The organism is Methanothermobacter tenebrarum (genome assembly GCF_003264935.1).
Lineage (GTDB): Archaea > Methanobacteriota > Methanobacteria > Methanobacteriales > DSM-23052 > Methanothermobacter_A > Methanothermobacter_A tenebrarum_A.
Map to the genome: position 1 here is coordinate 176972 of NZ_QLOE01000001.1, position 17647 is coordinate 194618.

The 17647-nt window shown below is 40.0% G+C and carries 23 protein-coding genes; 9 read left to right on the forward strand and 14 right to left on the reverse strand.

The genetic code is table 11. The features are described 5' to 3' along the window. Positions 1–2 precede the first annotated feature (2 nt). Together DPC56_RS01085 and DPC56_RS01090 are read left to right on the forward strand one after the other, a co-directional pair. Positions 3–1673 (forward strand): glutamate--tRNA ligase, encoded by a 1671-nt coding sequence (locus DPC56_RS01085; RefSeq protein WP_112093212.1) that lies wholly within the window; start codon positions 3–5, stop codon positions 1671–1673. A gap of 19 nt (positions 1674–1692) precedes the next feature. Continuing rightward, entirely contained in the window at positions 1693–2922 is a 1230-nt protein-coding gene (locus tag DPC56_RS01090; RefSeq protein WP_112093213.1) for an LL-diaminopimelate aminotransferase, read from the forward strand. Between the two features lie 4 nt (positions 2923–2926). Here the strand turns inward: DPC56_RS01090 and DPC56_RS01095 are convergent, their stop codons facing one another. From DPC56_RS01095 to DPC56_RS01110, 4 genes are all read right to left on the reverse strand, one after another. Further along, a complete protein-coding gene (locus DPC56_RS01095; RefSeq protein WP_112093214.1) occupies positions 2927–3814 on the reverse strand; it encodes a hypothetical protein in 888 nt (295 codons plus the stop codon). A 95-nt stretch (positions 3815–3909) separates the two neighbouring features. After that, positions 3910–4437 carry a hypothetical protein gene (locus tag DPC56_RS01100; RefSeq protein WP_112093215.1) on the reverse strand — a complete coding sequence of 176 codons (528 nt, stop codon included), beginning with the start codon at positions 4435–4437 and terminating at the stop codon, positions 3910–3912. Positions 4438–4682: 245 nt separating this feature from the next. Further along, positions 4683–5186: a hypothetical protein gene (locus tag DPC56_RS01105; protein WP_112093216.1), complete on the reverse strand. Its 504-nt coding sequence runs from the start codon at positions 5184–5186 to the stop codon at positions 4683–4685. Between the two features lie 41 nt (positions 5187–5227). Next, on the reverse strand, positions 5228–5920 hold the full coding sequence (locus tag DPC56_RS01110; protein ID WP_112093217.1) for a radical SAM protein: 693 nt from the start codon (positions 5918–5920) through the stop codon (positions 5228–5230). 46 nt (positions 5921–5966) lie between these two features. Between DPC56_RS01110 and DPC56_RS01115 the strand changes: the two genes are divergently transcribed. After that, positions 5967–6737 carry a metallophosphoesterase family protein gene (locus DPC56_RS01115; RefSeq protein WP_245923802.1) on the forward strand — a complete coding sequence of 257 codons (771 nt, stop codon included), beginning with the start codon at positions 5967–5969 and terminating at the stop codon, positions 6735–6737. A gap of 138 nt (positions 6738–6875) precedes the next feature. Further along, complete coding sequence (locus DPC56_RS01120; protein WP_146737600.1) at positions 6876–7130, forward strand: hypothetical protein; 255 nt, start codon at positions 6876–6878, stop codon at positions 7128–7130. Positions 7131–7175: 45 nt separating this feature from the next. On the opposite strand, the gene DPC56_RS01125 is transcribed toward DPC56_RS01120, so the two are convergent. Next, on the reverse strand, positions 7176–9038 hold the full coding sequence (locus tag DPC56_RS01125) for a glutamate synthase-related protein (RefSeq protein WP_112093219.1): 1863 nt from the start codon (positions 9036–9038) through the stop codon (positions 7176–7178). 13 nt (positions 9039–9051) lie between these two features. Next, positions 9052–9717, reverse strand: a complete 666-nt coding sequence (locus tag DPC56_RS01130) for a GltB/FmdC/FwdC-like GXGXG domain-containing protein (protein ID WP_112093220.1) — start codon at positions 9715–9717, stop codon at positions 9052–9054. A gap of 162 nt (positions 9718–9879) precedes the next feature. On the opposite strand from DPC56_RS01130, the gene DPC56_RS01135 reads away from it, so the two are divergent. Next, a complete protein-coding gene (locus tag DPC56_RS01135; protein WP_112093221.1) occupies positions 9880–10428 on the forward strand; it encodes an ArsR family transcriptional regulator in 549 nt (182 codons plus the stop codon). Here the strand turns inward: DPC56_RS01135 and DPC56_RS01140 are convergent, their stop codons facing one another. After that, the gene (locus DPC56_RS01140; RefSeq protein ID WP_112093222.1) at positions 10429–10650 is read right to left on the reverse strand and encodes a hypothetical protein; all 222 of its coding nucleotides are present in this window, start codon (positions 10648–10650) and stop codon (positions 10429–10431) included. A gap of 145 nt (positions 10651–10795) precedes the next feature. Here DPC56_RS01140 and DPC56_RS01145 point away from each other — a divergent pair, with 145 nt between their 5' ends. Continuing rightward, positions 10796–11146, forward strand: coding sequence for a hypothetical protein (locus DPC56_RS01145; RefSeq protein WP_146737601.1), 351 nt, complete (start codon positions 10796–10798; stop codon positions 11144–11146). 8 nt (positions 11147–11154) lie between these two features. On the opposite strand, the gene DPC56_RS01150 is transcribed toward DPC56_RS01145, so the two are convergent. The 3 genes from DPC56_RS01150 to hisG all read right to left on the reverse strand — a co-directional run bounded on the left by DPC56_RS01150 (position 11155) and on the right by hisG (position 13727). Next, the gene (locus DPC56_RS01150; RefSeq protein ID WP_112093224.1) at positions 11155–12282 is read right to left on the reverse strand and encodes a TIGR04083 family peptide-modifying radical SAM enzyme; all 1128 of its coding nucleotides are present in this window, start codon (positions 12280–12282) and stop codon (positions 11155–11157) included. Between the two features lie 12 nt (positions 12283–12294). Continuing rightward, positions 12295–12444 (reverse strand): TIGR04165 family Cys-rich peptide, encoded by a 150-nt coding sequence (locus DPC56_RS01155; protein WP_112093225.1) that lies wholly within the window; start codon positions 12442–12444, stop codon positions 12295–12297. 296 nt (positions 12445–12740) lie between these two features. Then, the gene (gene hisG, locus DPC56_RS01160) at positions 12741–13727 is read right to left on the reverse strand and encodes an ATP phosphoribosyltransferase (protein ID WP_112093226.1); all 987 of its coding nucleotides are present in this window, start codon (positions 13725–13727) and stop codon (positions 12741–12743) included. Positions 13728–13824: 97 nt separating this feature from the next. On the opposite strand from hisG, the gene DPC56_RS01165 reads away from it, so the two are divergent. Next, on the forward strand, positions 13825–14427 hold the full coding sequence (locus DPC56_RS01165; protein ID WP_245923821.1) for a TMEM175 family protein: 603 nt from the start codon (positions 13825–13827) through the stop codon (positions 14425–14427). Here the strand turns inward: DPC56_RS01165 and DPC56_RS01170 are convergent. The 4 genes from DPC56_RS01170 to DPC56_RS01180 form a co-directional block, all read right to left on the reverse strand. After that, the gene (locus DPC56_RS01170; RefSeq protein ID WP_112093228.1) at positions 14424–14810 is read right to left on the reverse strand and encodes an NUDIX hydrolase; all 387 of its coding nucleotides are present in this window, start codon (positions 14808–14810) and stop codon (positions 14424–14426) included. The two genes, DPC56_RS01165 and DPC56_RS01170, sit on opposite strands and share 4 nt — an antisense overlap. Continuing rightward, on the reverse strand, positions 14810–15091 hold the full coding sequence (locus DPC56_RS01175; protein ID WP_112093229.1) for a sensor histidine kinase: 282 nt from the start codon (positions 15089–15091) through the stop codon (positions 14810–14812). The genes DPC56_RS01170 and DPC56_RS01175 overlap by 1 nt, the downstream gene beginning before the upstream one ends. Further along, positions 15033–15206 (reverse strand): hypothetical protein, encoded by a 174-nt coding sequence (locus DPC56_RS08150; protein ID WP_181454347.1) that lies wholly within the window; start codon positions 15204–15206, stop codon positions 15033–15035. The genes DPC56_RS01175 and DPC56_RS08150 overlap by 59 nt, the downstream gene beginning before the upstream one ends. Positions 15207–15381: 175 nt before the next feature. Next, entirely contained in the window at positions 15382–15687 is a 306-nt protein-coding gene (locus tag DPC56_RS01180) for a globin family protein (RefSeq protein WP_112093230.1), read from the reverse strand. 171 nt (positions 15688–15858) lie between these two features. Here DPC56_RS01180 and DPC56_RS01185 point away from each other — a divergent pair, with 171 nt between their 5' ends. Further along, a complete protein-coding gene (locus DPC56_RS01185; RefSeq protein ID WP_112093231.1) occupies positions 15859–16746 on the forward strand; it encodes a CBS domain-containing protein in 888 nt (295 codons plus the stop codon). Positions 16747–16756: 10 nt separating this feature from the next. Then, complete coding sequence (locus tag DPC56_RS01190) at positions 16757–17647, forward strand: deoxyhypusine synthase (protein WP_112093232.1); 891 nt, start codon at positions 16757–16759, stop codon at positions 17645–17647.

Sequence of the window (17647 nt, forward strand, 5' to 3'; positions counted from 1 at the left end):
CAATGAACCTAGAAAAGATAATATACAAATACGCCCTAATAAACGCGGTCAAACACAAAGGCAAGGCCATGGAAAAGGCAGTTATAGGGGCGATCATGAGCAACGAACCACAATTCAGAAAAAAACCCCAAAAAGTCCTCCAAAAAACAAAAAATATAGTAGAAAAAGTCAACAAGCTAACCCCCAAAGAACAAAAAAAAGAACTAAAAAAACTAGGAATAAAACTAAAAGAAAAAAAGGAAGCCGAAAAAAAGAAAAAACTACCACCACTACCCAACATCCAAGAAAAGGTCATTCTAAGATTCGCCCCAAATCCAAGCGGGCCCCTCCACATAGGACATGCAAGAGCCGCGATACTAAACCACGAATACGCCAAAAAATACAAAGGCAAACTAATACTCCGCATGGAAGACACAGACCCCAGAAGAGTAGACCCCAAAGCCTACAAGATGATACAAGAAGACCTAAAATGGCTAGGAATAAAATGGGACCAACTCATAATACAAAGCGACAGAATACCCACCTATTACAAACACGCGACAAAACTACTAGAAAAAGGTGGAGGATACATCTGCACATGCAAACCAACAGAATTCAAAAAACTAAAAGACCAATCCAAGCCATGCCCATGCAGAAACCTCCCAACAAAGGAAAACCTCAAACGCTGGGAGAAAATGCAAAAAATGCCAGAAGGCAAAGCAGTCCTCAGAGTGAAAACAGACCTCAAACACAAAAACCCGGCCATAAGAGACTGGGTAGCCCTCCGTATAGTAGATGAACCACACCCACGCACAGGAAAAAAATATCGCATATACCCCACAATGAACTTCGCAGTAACAATAGACGACCACCTACTAGGAATAACACACGTACTCAGAGGAAAAGACCACATAACAAACACAGAAAAACAAGAATACCTCTACAAACACCTAGGATGGAAGCCGCCAACATTCATACACTACGGCCGACTACACATGGAAAACATACAACTCAGCACATCCAAAACAAAAGAAGGAATACAAAAAGGAAAATACAAAGGATGGGACGACCCCAGACTCGGAACAATAAGAGCCATAAAAAGGCGAGGAATACAAGCACAGGCCATAAGAGAAGCCATGATAGAAATCGGCGCGAAAATAGCAGACTCAACCCTAACCTGGAAAAAAATCTACGGCCTAAACAAAAACATACTAGAAGAGATAGCAAACAGATACTTCTTCGTAGCAGAACCCCAACCATTCAAAATCAAAAACCTCCCAGAACACTTAAAAGGTACAATAGAAAGACCATTACACCCAGACCACCCAGAAAGGGGCCAAAGGAAAATACCATTCAACGGCAGAGTCTACATCCAAAAAGACGACCTCAAAAAAGCGAAAATACTAAGACTCGTAGATGCGGTCAACGTCAAAATAAAAAACAACAGCCTAGAATATCACAGCATGAGCCTAGAAGAAGCGAGAAAACACAATGCAAAAATAATACACTGGGTGCCAATGGACGAAAACATACCAGCCAATGTAATAATGCCAAACACAAAAATTGTAGAAGGCCTCCTTGAACCAGCCGCAAAAAGCCTCAAAATCGACCAAATAGTACAACTTGAAAGATTTGGATTCGCAAGAGTAGATAAAACAAACAAAAAAACCACATTCTATTACACCCACAAATAAATAAAGGAGGATAAAAAATTTGACGCTAATCAACGAAAATTACCTACACCTCGAAGAAAGCTACCTATTCTCCGAAATCAACCAGAAAATAGAAGAATACCGAAAAGAAAACCCAAAGGCCAATATAATAAGCATGGGCATAGGAGACGTTACAAGACCACTACCAAAAGCCGTCATAGAAGCATTCCACAATGCAGTGGATGAAATGGCCCACAAGGAAACATTCAAAGGATACGGCCCAGAACAAGGCTACCCATTCCTCAGAGAAGCGATAATAGAAAACGACTACAAACCAAGAGGGGTCAAACTAACACTACAAGAGGTATTCATAAGTGATGGTGCAAAATGCGACACAGCAAACATCCAAGAAATATTCAGCAAAGACAACAAAGTCGCCATAACAGACCCAGTATACCCAGTATACGTTGAGAGTAATGTAATGGCAGGCCGGGGAGGACCACAAGACAAAAAAGGCCAATACAATGGGATCATATACCTACCATGCACGGCAGAAAACAACTTCCAACCACCCCTACCAGAAGAAAAAGCAGACCTGATCTACCTCTGCTACCCAAACAATCCAACAGGGACGAGCCTAACAAAAGACCAACTGAAAGAATGGGTTGACTATGCAAGGGACAACAATAGCATAATACTATTCGACGGAGCATACGAAGCCTACATACAAGAAAAGAATATACCACACAGCATCTACGAAATAGAAGGGGCCCTGGAAGTTGCGATAGAATTCAGGAGCTTCTCAAAGACAGCAGGCTTCACAGGTACAAGATGCGCCTACACCATAGTACCAGAAGAACTAGAAGCAGAAGACAGCCAAGGAAGAAAACACCCACTAAATAGGTTATGGAACAGAAGACAAACCACAAAATTCAATGGCGTATCCTATCCAGTACAAGTGGCGGCAGCAGCAACCTACACCAAAGAAGGACAAAAAGAAATCAAAAAATCAATAAAATACTACATGGAAAATGCTAGGATAATCAGAGAAAACCTAAAGGATACTGGCCTAGAATATTATGGTGGGGTCAATGCGCCATACATTTGGATCAAAACACCCAATATGAGTTCATGGCAATTCTTCGACAAACTACTAGAAGAAGCCCAGGTAGTAGGCACACCAGGCACGGGCTTCGGGCCAAGCGGCGAAGGATATTTTAGATTAACAGCATTCAACACGCGAAAAAACACCAAAGAGGCAATGGAAAGAATAAAAAAGATAGAATTTTGAAAAATTATTTTCTTTCGATTTTTATCTTTATAGGTGCTTCCACACCCCTCCTACGCAACATCCAAATGACTAATCCTATTATGATGAGGATTATAAGCCATACTGGTATAACTACGACAGTATCAGTGGTATTTATTGTCTTGATTGCCTGGAACCTACCATATTTTATTGTTGTATCTACCTTGTATAAGCCAAGGTCTGTCCATCCAGGGGTCCACCTTTCAACGAGAGTATAATTATCTTCAGGGTATACCACGCCTTCTATAGGAATACTATGACTGGTCAAACCTTTAATGTCTATTGAACCTGTCATGTTTGCCTGAACGGTACCATTATTCTTGAGCTCATAGACAAACTCTCCTGGAATAAAACTCAGAAGTATAATAGGTGCCTTATGGTCAATGAGTTGTAGGGATTCTATGATAGGCCCTGGGAGTCCCACTCTTATGGGTACTACAAGTTCGACTCCATGGGTGATTTGCGTTCCACCTGTAACATTCTCCACCACGGGAAGACCCCTTATAACAAGTGCGCCTACAGCATCTGAATAATTTATCTTAGATGGTGCTTTTACAGTGAATGTTATCTTCCTGGATTCTCCAGGTTTTAAAGTGAATGTTGTGTTACCATTGATTGTTATCCAATTTGCAATACCTTTATCAGAATATACGAGGTGTATGCTGTCCATAAGAAGCCTCTTTTTTTCAACGGTAACATTGACAGTTTCATTACCGATATTTTTCACTGTAACTTCACCGGTTACTGTCCCACCTGGTTTGAGGTCGTAGCGGAATTCCGCCGGCGAAGCCCATAGGCCAGTTGCAATAATTGGATATAGTGACCCTAGGAAGAATATGAACATTAAAGTTGCCACAAAAATCTTGAACTTCATCTGAGACTCTCCCCCCTACAGTTGACTAAATTTGGTCATAATAAATAAGGTAGAATAAAAAAAGTTTTTGCTAAAAAATGCGAATTGGATCAGATCTATGGTGGTCTGTTGTGTTTCACGGCAGTGTAGATCAAGGTTATAACATAGGTTCCATCTTCTGTAAATGATGGTATTGTAAGCTCTTGCTTTGTGGTCCATGTAAATGGTGTTCCTGAACCCTGACTAGCCTTAGGCATGTTATCATATATCTTTAAAAGACTTGTTGAAAGTTGTTCGAAGCTTCCGGTAACATTACTCCATATCTTATAATTACCAGCTATTGGTATTGTGTCCTCTGTGTTTGGAGTGGTTGGTCTAAAGTCTGTGTCATTTGTCTGGACATAAAGGTCTATTTTAACATTACCAGTGTTCCTTATATTGTAACTTGGGCTCTCGTAAGTACCACCTGCACTCTGATTACCAAAGTCCACTGGACTGTCAACAGCTATTGATATGGACTCTGCTACTGATACGGTTACATTCTGGTTTGCCGTGGCTGCTGATGATGTGTCATATGCTCCTAATGCGACTGCGAACATCAAAGCCAACAGTAACGCTATTAATCCTCCGATTTTTTCCTTCATATTATATCACCTAACGACAATCCCAATATAGTCTTAATTATAAAACGATTTTTTCATAGGGTATATTTAAAGTTTTTGGTTTATGTGAAGATTGAGACCAAACATAAAAAAGTTTGTGACTATTGTCACGATAAGTTGGCGGGTCCACAAAAAAATTGAATGGTCATAGAGATCCTAAAAAAGAGGAAATACTCAACCCTCCCCCAAAGGACGTCCAAAAAACCCCCCAAAAAAATAAGGAATTTTCATGTTGCAGTATAGATTATGGTCACAGAATATGTTTCAGGGTCAGTGTAAGATGGTACAGTAATATAGAAATTCATAGGGACCGTAAGAGTTCCCAAAAGGCCGCTATAGTTTGCTATAATATAATTTGTTGTTGTGAATGATCTCTTGGGGACATTTGATGTGCTGAATTTAAGATTTGATAAGGGGATTGAACCATTGGCACCTATAAGATCGCCGGTTGCCCTTACATAAAGATGATCATTAAACGCCAAAATGTATGTGACAGTTACGGTTGCAGCGTTTTGGTAGCTTCTTTCTATGCCATCAGGGGGTACCGTTCCAAGATCTAAAGTAGATGGGGTTACACTAACAGATGACCACACCGAAAGTGGTTGTACTGTGGTGTTATTTGTAGTATTGGACTTGTTTGAAGTTTGGTTTGTCTCGTTTTCTGCTGCAACTGCAAATACGCCCAACAATAACACACATAATACCATGACTGAAAGAATCCTTGAATCCAAATCTAATACCCCCATGATGTTATCTGTTAATAAATTTATTATTAAACTTTTTTTTGGATGAGTATCTTTTTTCCTTTTCTATGCCTTCTATATTCTAGTGATGTTGAAACATTTGATAAGTATTTTTTGCTGATATTCTTCACGGCCTCTATTATGCCTTTTGATGGTCTTGGCATATTCAACTTGCTGGGTACATGGGCTATTATATGATATGGTAGATCCCATCTTCCAATGAATTTTGCGATCTTCCCAATCTCAGATACTCCTATTATGCCTGGTATGAGTACGGTTGAAATTTCCACCTTAAAATTAAGGTCTCCCTTGTTTTCTCCAAGATATTCTATGGCTTCAAGGACTCTCTTATTTGATTGAGAAGTGAGAATCTTATGTTTTTTATCATCCAAGGCCTTGAGGTTCACATGAACCTCGTTGACTTTCAATTTGTCTATTTTCTCAAGTAAGTATGAGCCGTTAGTGGATAATATACTATAGAAGTTTCCATCTAGGAGTTTTGTCAAACTTGGGAGATCCTCCTGGAGTGTTGGTTCTCCGCCGGCTATTGTAATCCTAGAGAGATTGTATACCCTTCCTATCTTGGAGAGGATATCATATAGGCATTTTGTTGTAAGTTTTGTGCAATCTTGTGGTTTGAAAAAACAATATTTGCACTTGAAATTGCACCCGTATACTAGCAATGTTATCTTATCACTTACTGAAATATGGGAAATTCTCATAAGACCTCATCATATAATAGTGGTTACACCACCATAATAATCTTTGATGCATATGTATAGGGGTGGTCTCATAGAAGTTGGTGGAAGTGAAAATCTACTTGTTGTCACAGATCTCCATGGCAATCTTAGAGACTTTAAAACTTATCTTAAAATCTGGGAAGAAGACTATAATAGAGGGTGTCCTATTGTCTTCACCGGAGACTTCATACACTCCATGGGATATGAGGACGGATCGGTAGAAATCCTAGAAACTTTGAGGGTATATTATCGCCGCTATAAGAATTTTTATCTCCTCCTTGGAAACCATGAGTGGTCGCATATCACGGGCATAGATGTCTTTAAGGGTGGTATAAACCAGAGCCTATCATTCGAGAGACTATTAAATGAAAAATTCGGGGACCATTGGATGGAAAAACTAGAATCCTATAAAAGATTCTTCAAAGAATTGCCCTTCGCTGTTAAAACAGAAAATAAAGTATTCATAAGCCACGCCGGCCCATCAAGGCACATAAAAGGCATAGATGATATGATAAACATAAAAGAGAACGGCTACCAGAGCCCAGCAGTATATGAGATGTTATGGAACCGTTACGGATCCTACCTGGAAGATGATATAGATGAATTCTTAAAGAGAGTTGAATGTAATGCTATGATAGTCGGGCACACCCCAGTCGACGGCTACCAGATTATAGGCAACCAGATCATACTATCATCAAGTTATAGTGCAGGAAGAAAAGCCTACATAAACCTAGATTTAAAGGCGAAAATAGAAAGTGCCCAAGACCTCATCCAGATGATAAAATTCATACAATATTAATTCAAAAAAAGTGCGCTGGAAAATTGTACATTTCAACCCCCCCATCACATGTTTTAAGGTCTCCCCTTGGGGTAATGTTTCGAATCACTTAAATAATTTAACCTACCATATCATAATACAGGTTGGGGATGAAAAGCGATGAGACCGGATTGGAGAAAGAGCATGAAAAGGACTATTATAGTCCATGCGAATGATCTAGAAGTGAAATCTGCACCATCCATTCCATCTAAAAAAAGCCAACACCAAAAGATTGTTAAAAACACCATAAAAGTACATAGGGTACACTGCAGGCCCCCTATGATAATCAAAGCCCTAATATTGGGGATTTTATCACTATTCACCTTTGGCCTTGCTGGTATAGCATATCTATTCTATAAAATAAGAAAAAAATAAGAGTGTGGTTCCATTTATCGCCCCCTGATAGCCTATGAGTGGTTTTTATTCGTTTATTAGTTTTAGTCCGGTTATTGTCGCTGTGTTCGTGTCCAGTGCGCGTAGGTCGTCTGGGTTGAATTGTCTTATGTCGTCATGTCCTGCGAGTTGGGCTAGCATCTTGGTTTCTTCTGTCATGGCCTTTATGTAATTTGCGACTTTTCTTGCTGCGATGTCAACATCTAACCTTTTTCTCAGTTCTGGGTCTTGTGTCGCAACCCCTACTGGACATTTTCCTGTGTAGCACATTCTGCAAGCTCGGCATCCCATTGCTATCATTGCACCCGTCCCTATGTATACTGCGTCTGCTCCCATTGCCATTGCCTTTGCAACATCTGCACCACTTCTTATACCACCAGTTATTATAAGGTCTATCTCATCCTTTAGGCCCATGTCTTCTAGGCTTTTCACTGCCTGTACTAGTGCTGAGAGTGTGGGTATACCTGTATGTTCTATCACGACTTCTGGAGCCGCTCCTGTACCGCCTTCCATACCATCTACGGCTATTATATCTGCTCCTGCCTCTGCCGCTATCCTAACATCCTCATATACTCTTCCAGGGCCGAATTTGACTATGATAGGCACTCTCCAGTCTGTGACTTCTCTGAGGAGTTCGATGTGTTTTGCCAGGTCCTCTTTGTCTGTTGCGTCCAAGAATCTTGCGGGGCTTAGGGCGTCTGTGCCTTCTGGTATGCCCCTGATTTTGGCGACTTCTGGGCTTACTTTTTCTGCTAGTAGGTGTCCTCCCATTCCTGGTTTGGCTCCTTGGCCTATCTTCACTTCTATTGCATCTCCAACATTTAAGTATTCTGATGAGACTCCGAATCTTCCTGATGAGTATTGTACTATGAGTTTGTCTGCTAGTTCTCTTTCTTCTGGTAGCATGCCGCCTTCACCTGTATTGGCGCAGGATCCTACGATTGTTGACCCTTTGGCCAGTGCTAGTTTGCTTTCTCTGCTAAGGGCTCCGAATGACATCCCTGCAATGAGTACTGGTGTTTGCAATGTGAGGGGTTCTTCTGCATATCTTGTTCCAAGGGTTACTTGGGTGTTGCATGGCTCCCTGTATTTGTCTACTGGTGCTATTGATGCTTGTGCCGGTACTATTAGTATGTCGTCGAAGTTTGGCAGCCTTCTTTCAGTTCCAAAGCCTCTTAGGACGTATTTACCTGCTTTGGATGTGTATCTTATGTTTGCTATTGTCCTTGGATCCCATATGCTCCCAGCGCCGCTTGGTAAGAGGACTGGGCAGGCTGCTAGGCATGATCCGCACATTATACATTTCTTCTTGTCGATTTCTGGGTGGTTATCCACGACTTTTATGGCGTCTACTGGGCATACTACTTCGCATGTTCCGCAGAATACGCATAGTCCCTGGGTGGCTGCTGCAAGGTCTGATGATGGTGATGATGGTGTTAGTGAACTTGATGATGTTGCGGTTTTTAGTTCGAATCCTTTTTGTATGTCACTTACAACTTCTCTCACGTCGACTGCTTCTAGGCATCCTTTTTCGCATGCTGCTACGCATGCTGGTGTGTCTCCTGGTTTTTCTATGCAGCTTTGGTCGCATTTTATCATGCCGTCGTCTGAGTATGTTATGGCACCTATTGGGCACATTAGCATGCAGAGTTTGCAGCCTATGCATGATTCTTGTTCTATTTTAACTATACCGTGTTCTTTTCTTATGGCGTCTCTGAAGCATCCTCTTGCACAGGCTGGGTCGACGCATTGTTGGCATACGATAGCATGGTATCCGTCTTCCAGTTCATTTAGGAAGATTGAAGCGTGACCTGTAATTTTTTCGCATGCTTCTATACATTCGTTGCATCCGTCACATTTTTCAGGGTCTGTTAGGAGTATTTGAACCATTTAAGTCACCTCTTTAGCCGTAGAATGGGCGGAGTTTTTTGCGTTGTATTTTTTTGAATTCTTCTACTTCGGCTTTTATCCCATAATCGTAGAAGAGTTTTGAAAGTTTTAGTATGTCTTCTTTTTCTACTTTGCTTACTTTGGCGTTGGTTCCTGTTTCGAAGTCCCCTGCTACGTAGATGTTGCCTCCGATTATCCAGTCTCCTGTGTCTTTTCCAGCGTCTCCTGTTACTATTATGTCCCCGCTTAGCATGTATAATCCTGCGAGGTCTTTTATGTCCCCGTCTATGATGATTGTTCCTCCTTTGTTTAGTTGTCCGACTCCGTTGCCCGCGTCTCCGTGGACTACTATTGTGCCGTTGTATGTTCCGAATCCGACACCATCTTTGGCTGATCCTTCAACTATTATTTCGCCTGCTGTCATGTTGTCTCCTAGGTATCTTCCTGTGTTTCCCATGACTTTTATCTTGGCCCCGTCGTTGAGCGCTCCTATGAAATCGCCGAATTCTCCTTTTAGTATGAATTTTGCCTCTTCTCGTATTCCTACGACGAGTGAGTCGAGTTTTTTGTCGTTTTCTATTATGAATTTTTTTGTGTTGTCTTTTAGGCCTTCTTTTATCATTTTGTTGATTTCCCGGGTGGATAGGTCATTTCCTGAGATTACTAATTCTGTTTTCATGAGTTATCCCCTTGGAGTTTTTTTTGTTGTGGGAGTCTAATATTTTGATTTTTCATGGGTTTTATTTAAACATTCCCATCTATTAGAGTCATATCATAGAAAGGTCAACATTTATATTAGATTGATATGATTATATATGAGATTAGTGGAAGGTGATATTATATGAAGACTCTTATTACAAATTTAAGGGGCCGATGCCTCTTCGATGTTACAATGAGAAATAAAATAGATGGTTTAATACTAGTTCAGAGCGAAAAATTTGATGACCTATCCCTTGAAAAATTTGTTAAAGGAGGTCTTATAAAAATAGAAACAGAAGATCCTCTTAAAGCATGTTATAAGATCTCTGAGGTTATAAGAGGGGCTAAAAAGCATGGTAAAGTTTATGTCGCTTATAATGGTGATGATATTGGAGGTCTTCTAGCATTTGCAGCCTTCAAGGAGGGTGTTGACGCTATATTCACTTGTTTCAGGGAAACCTCAGTCAGGTTACCCATTCCTAGGCTTGATATTTCAGATTCAAAACTTAAAATTTTAAAGGTTTTAGAAGATGAAAATTTAACCGCTATAGAAATCGCGAAAAAGGTTGGAATATCAAGAGCCATGGCCTATAAGCATTTAAGCGACCTTATAGAGATGGGACTTGTGAAGCAGTCTCATCTCCTGGAAAAGTATTCTATTACAAAGGCAGGAAAATTCGTTACAATATAGTTACTCCATAGGGTATCCTATCCTCAGACGATAGGATGCCCTTTCACTGAGCAGGACGGTGCCTGGTATGAAAGAATCTTTAAATTCTTCTACCTTTTTTCTCATGCAAGGTTTAAGGTCTATATTTTTTGTATAGGATGCGCATTCGTCCTCCTCTATTATACCCTTTTTTACTAGTTCAATGTATCTCATTTTTATGGTTTCATCATCTAACACATCCATGCTATCACCACTAATTTCAATTGATAGAAACCTATATATATCTTTTGTGTATTAAATCCATAATAACCTATAAGTATTTATACTATAAGATCCAAGATTATAAACAATGTTCAAAAAAGTTGTTGTGGTGGGTGGGGATAAAAAAATGAAAATAAAAAATGACAAAATAATGAGAACATTAACCCAACACTTACAAAGAGAAGGCTACACTGTAAAATACGATGAAAAGCACAAAATACCTAAAATACAAGGATTCAAACCACACGTTTACGCTGTTAAAAACTTCAAAGACATTATCATAGAAATCACCAGGGACCCTAACAGATTATCACAGAACATGAGAAAATGGAGAAGATTCGGATTTAACAACAACGGCACCAAATTCTGGATCGTGACAACCCCAAACCTCACAGAGACAATAAAACTACAACTCAAAGTATTCAACATACCAGCAGAAGTATACTACTGCAACGGAAACAAACTAAAAAAAGCATAAATTAGAAGTTAAAGCTCCTTTAACATTAAATCGATAATCCTCGCCCTCTTATCCCCACCTTCAATCCCATGAACCATAAAATCCCTGTTAACCCTCCTTCTCATCTCCCCAAATATCATCTTATAAGCCTCACACTGATGATCCACACCATCAAGCTCCATATTACCATCATCATCAATACTTATCGCATTATATGGACACCCACCAAGGCAAAAACGATAATAATCACATGAAGAACACTCCCTATCAACAAGCCTCCTCCAACCCCTAAGCCTCTTCAAAGCCTCGGATTCCTCAAGATCATCCATACTAGGATTATCCTCAACATTACCCATAACATAATCCTTCATCTCCACAAAACGATAACATGGATATATATCCCCATGCGGATCCACAGCAAAAGTATTACCTACACAATCTGCAAGAGTGCATACAACACCACGCCTCATAAACATGCTCTTGGCAAAATGATCAAGATTCTTTATCTCAATCTCACCAAAATGGGACAAATACTCATCAAGAAGATAAACTAAAAGCTCACCATACTCCCTCGCACTTATACTCCACTCCTTCGGATCTTCACTTTTAAGAGACGGTAAAGCCGGATGCAATTTAAGATTCAAACCATTCTCCAAGAAAAACTTGAAAACCTCCTCCTTAAAATTAATAGAATATGAAGTGAAAGTACTAATAAAACTCACACTTAAACCATGCCTTCTAGCAACCTTGTATCCCCGCATCGTCTTCTTAAAATAACCCACACCCCTCTGAAAATCGTTTATCTCCTCCGGGCCATCAAGACTGGAACCAATAGGGATGTTATATTTGGCGAAAAGTTCAGCCAATCTGTCATCCATCAACCAAAGATTTGTCTGTATAGCGAACGCAGGATTCAACATAGCCAATTCACTGCTCAATAAAGCTAAAGCCTCCTTATAAAACTCATAACCCGCCAGTAAAGGTTCGCCCCCATGGAATGTGAAAGTCACCGGCTCCATTCTGAAACCCTTAAGCCAAGAGACAATCTTTTTTATAATATCTATACTCATTATAGTAGAGTCCCGCTCAACACCCCAACAATAACTACAATTTGAAGGACAATTCATAGTAGGAACTATCATCACATGGAAGGCCAAAAGTTATCCCCCCTATCCCTTCTGGAAAACATATCCACACTTTTCACACACAATCTCCCTAAGACTAGCAAAGGCCTTATGCTCATCTATTATCTTCCTTTTAACTATCTTATCCTTGCAACCACAACGTGGACATTCCTTAAACAAATCTTCAAATTTCATCCCTTACACGCGCCTCCTAAAATCTTTCTCCTTTTACCTATAAGTTTATAGGCCACTTTTATTTCTTTCGGCAAAAAAGGCCTCCCACCCTTAAATGGCGTGGCCAAGAAAACTTAACCATCCTTGGACTTTATCATCTTAGGTGTTTCTAATAGTTCAAAATTTGAATTTTGAAATACCATGAAGTTATGGATTCTACAATGGGGGATTGGAAACCTCAAAATCCAGAAAATTAAGTTGAAACTGTGAACCACCAGTTAAACTTATTGGAGGCCATTCTATAGTATGGTGATGGTTCACTCTACATATTGTTTGACCTTCTCTCTTACGATTGATGATGCTCCCAAGCTTTTAATGCCGCTTAGCATTTCTGGGAATTTATTCTTAGGTATTAAGACGTTTACTTGGGAGAATCTCATGCCCTTTACTATTGTCGGCTCCTGTGAACAGTACTTTTTAGCAATTAGGAATTCTTTAACATCTTCTAGTTTTTCATTCCTTATATTGAATTTAACATCAAAGTAATTTCGGGCTTTTATAGCCCCGAATAATTGCTGATATATCATCTCAGCTTTTTCAAGTTTCTCTCCTTTACAGGTTGGCCCGGCGTATAATCCTGCGCTGGATTCCATTATTGTGTCGATGATTTTTAAACCGGCTTTCCTCAGGCTTGTGCCGGTCTGTGTATTATCCACTATAAGATCAGCGCCCTTTGCAATATATACTTCTGTGGCCCCATCTGAGTTTATTATTTGGACCATTTCATTGTCACCATCTCTAAGACCTCTTATTTGGACCATTGGGGTGCTTTCACCGAATATCTCCTTGTAGCCGGGGTTTTTCATGAAGAATTCCCTTGCGAGGTTGGGGTATTCTGTGAAACATAATATTGGGGTTTCACGATCCTTATTGGCTAGGAAAAATTCTTGTAGGGAATTGTATGGTTTTTCTTGGGGTACTGCGACTATTAGGCGCGTCTGACCGTATTCGAGGCTGCCTATCTTTTTTATCATGCTGTCTTTGTTATTTATGGATTCTTCACGCACCCAGTCATCACCTATTATCGCGATATCGAGCATCCCCCTGTTTAACTCTACAGGGGCGCTCTGCGGCCTTGTGAGATAGGCTTTTATCTCTGGGTCGTTCAAGATTCTGATCTCGTTCTCTTCCTTCCCGGGTTCGTAGCCTCTGATCTCATATCCGGCATCTACGAATACTTGGTAGGTGTTTCCACGATTAACATTATTTAAACTACCTTTTGGCAATCCTAGTATGATTTTCATAGTTTATCATCTCCCACACTGTAACTTATATTATGGATGGTATCCCAAAAAAATTCTATCAGGCTCCATTGTATATAGTTTGGTGGTAATTTTGTGGATGAAGACTAGCCGTATTGAAACGCTTGTGGATGGTATATTCGCTATTTCAATGACTCTGCTTGTTTTGACGCTTGATGTTCCGAAGGTATCCAATTTTTTGACTGAAGCGGCATTCCAGCAGCAACTTGGAGTGTTATGGCCGCAGTTTTTCTGCTATTTTCTCTCTTTCTGGATACTGGGGGGGTTATGGCGTGTTAATCATCAACATTTCAATTTTATCAAACATACCGACCATACCCTGGTAACTATAAACATTTTCTCCTTGATTTTTATAGCTATGATACCATTTTCTACTGAGATGGTCTCTGAGTATGGTGCCAGTTACTTTACAGCTAATATGATATTTCAAGTTAATCAATTATTGGCAGGATCTTTGTATTATATTAACTGGGATTATTCTGTCAGGAAAAACCTATTAGATGATGTTGATGCGAGAACGGTAAATTTTATAAGGGCTAATACTCTTGTTTTACCTTTATGCGCTATCTTAGCGATTAGCTTATCCCCTTTTATATATGCATGGAGTAATCTGATATTTTTCACAATCCCGGTCTTTAAGAGATTGTTGGAGAGGAAATATTTTACACAAGGTGATGATTAAAGTTTTGATAGGAAGTTTTGGAACCAGTCTGTAAGTTCATAGTATCTGAGATCCTCTGGTTCCACCCAAGCATAAGCTTCGTGTTCCCCACTTAATCTCAGCCTACCATTAGCAGAACACTCAATTATAATATTTATGGCCTTGAATATGCCTAATTCCTGTTCTGCAACCCCAAGGATCCCATTAGGAGTTATATCTAATCCAGTTTCCTCTTTAACCTCCCTTTTGAGGGCTTCTTCTATAGGTTCCCCAAGGTTTACCTTGCCACCTGGCAACTCCCACTTAAGAGGATTAGTCTTACAAGAGGGGGACCTTTTTATTATGAGAATTTTTCCATTGTCTTTTATCAAGGCTCTGACTGCAAGTAAGCATAATGATACCATTATTGTTGCTCCTTGAATCTTATATTGAATGTGGTTCCATTATTTGAATGTAAGGATAGTTCACCATTTATTTGTTTTGTAAGGGCATTGACTATCGAAAGTCCAAATGTTTTGCTTTCATCTAAATTGAAATCTTCTGGCAAGCCTATTCCATCATCTAAAACTTTAAAGAATAAAATCCATCCTTTTTCCTTGAATTCTACTCTTATGGTGCCTTTCCTGTCACATGGGAATGCATGTTTTATTGCGTTGGTGAAAAGTTCGTTTATGATGGAGTGCAAGTGGCATTGCTATTTTCACATCAAGTTCTCTGTTTTCTATGTCCATTTCGAGGCCGATTTTCCCGGGTTGTGTGACAGAGGCATAATGTTCATGGGCTGCTGTTATCATGTTCATCTGCCATAGGCGGCCGATCTCCTAATTGTACTGGTTCGAAGATGTTCAAGTAAATGTCAGAAATTTTTATACCATCATTCAATAATGATTTTATCAGTTTACGAGCGTTTTCTGTGTCTATATTGAGTAAAAATTTTAGGTAGTCTTCAGCTTCTTTTTTTATAGGGGGTTTTCATCAGATGAAACTTTTAAGCACATGTTCTTTTTCTAGTTGATCTAGGGCTCCGTTGATATAAGAGGATATCTTTTCATAGGATCCGGGGTCCATCACATCCTCTGCAGATGCTTTTAGAACTCTTAGGGATTCTTTTAAACATTCTCTGGACAGTCCTATGCTCTTGAGTAGTATGTCGGCCCAGATCACATAGTCATTAAATAATCGTGGACTTGAAGCGTCTAAAGCTTCCTTTAAGTATCTTAGATGATATTTTAAATCTTGTAGGCATAATTTTTTATCCCTTAAAGTATAACCTTGTGTTATATCTGTTTTTTAGAAGTTCATCCATTGCCTTATCTGCAATTTTTTCCGATTCAAATTCTTTGAACAATGAAAAAAACACCCCCCATTTCTATTTAAGACAGCTTCCCCCAAGATTATATTAAGGATAATTATAATTATTATTCATAATAAATATGACTTTAGGTGTTACAGATGTTAACAGCCGTCCAGAAGGAAATACTCCAAACCCTTATCAACCTTTACAAAAAATCTGATGGAAAATCTATTAAAGGCGAAGAAATAGCAGAAATAATGAACAGAAACCCAGGGACCATAAGGAATCAGATGCAATCACTAAGAAGCCTAGGCCTCGTAAAGGGGGTTCCAGGGCCCAGGGGCGGGTACAAGCCAACAATAAAAGCATTCCAGTACTTAGAAATATCGCCCATAGAAATGGAAGCCCAAGTACCCATCTACAAAAACGGAAAAAAAGTTGAAGACCTCTCAGTCTCAAAAATAGAATTCACAAGCATACCACACCCAGGAGAATGCGAAGCAGCCATAAAAGTAGTGGGTAGCATAAAAAACCTAGACTTAGGAGATAGAATAAGAGTAGGGCCAACCCCAGTAAACAAACTCGTAGTAGATGGTATCATAGTAGGAAGAGATGATATGGACAACATGATACTACTAGACACCACTGGCATCAGGAGCATACCACAAAAGACGGTAATGGAAGTGGCAACCCAGGACCTTGTAACAATAAAACCAGAAATGACCCTTAAAGAAGTTGCGAAAATACTCTCAGAGAAAAACATCGAAGGAGCGCCAGTAACCGAAGACAACAAAATAGTGGGCATGCTAACCCTCAGCGACATAAACAGGGCAATAGCAGAAGGCAAAGACCAATGCAAAGTAAAAGAGATCATGTCAACCAGCATAGTAACAGTCGACAAGACAGTGCTAATATCAGATGCCATAGAGATCATGAACAAACACAACATAGGCCGCCTAATCCTAGTAGATTCTAAAAAGAGGCCCATAGGGATAGTGACACGCACAGACATACTAGATGCGATCTCAGGCCTCAAAAACAGGTAGGAAGGTGACAATGAGAGTCCAACATATGACAATAAAAAATGGAATGAAAGTAAAAGAACTAGTCAATGAAATGGGCCGGGCAGGAGTCCTCGGAGCAGGAAGAGTATACAAGGCCACTAAACTATTATCCGAAATGTTCCAAGACCATGAAATGAACGTCTTCCTTAGCATGGCAGGACCGCTAGTGGCGGGTGGCATGCGAAATATCATATCAGACCTTTTAAAGGAGGGTAAAATCCAGGCACTCATCACAAGCGGGGCTAACCTAACCCATGACCTTTTAGAAGCGTTCGGCGGCGGACACTACCACGACCTCCAACCCGGAGACGTGAAAGTAGGCCATATCAAGGACATTTACACAAAAACAGAAGATTTCGAAGTCTTCGAGGAGAAAATATTAAAGATCTTAGAGTCTATCACTTCTACTAGGCGCATTTTCTCCATAAGGGAATTTATCCATGAGATAGGAAAGCACATAGAAGATGAGGATTCCATAATAAAGAATGCAACCGATAATAACATACCTATTTATGCTCCTGGGATAATCGATAGTATGATAGGACTTCAACTTTGGATGTTCACCCAGGAGAACCAATTATGCTTAGATGCGGTAGCTGATATGCACCACTTATCAGATCTAGTATTTGAATCAGAAAGGATAGGTGCCATAATACTAGGTGGTGGTGTGCCAAAACATTATACTCTAGCATCAACTATACTTAGAGGAGGAGTTGATGCGGCTATTCAGATAATCATGGACAGGAGCGAGGCAGGAAGCCTCAGCGGCGCCCCATTAGAAGAGGCAAGAACATGGGCGAAAGCCCAAGCAGACTCTAAACTAGTAACCGTTATAGGGGATGCCACAATATTGTTCCCATTGATACTAGCAGGCGCGCTTTAA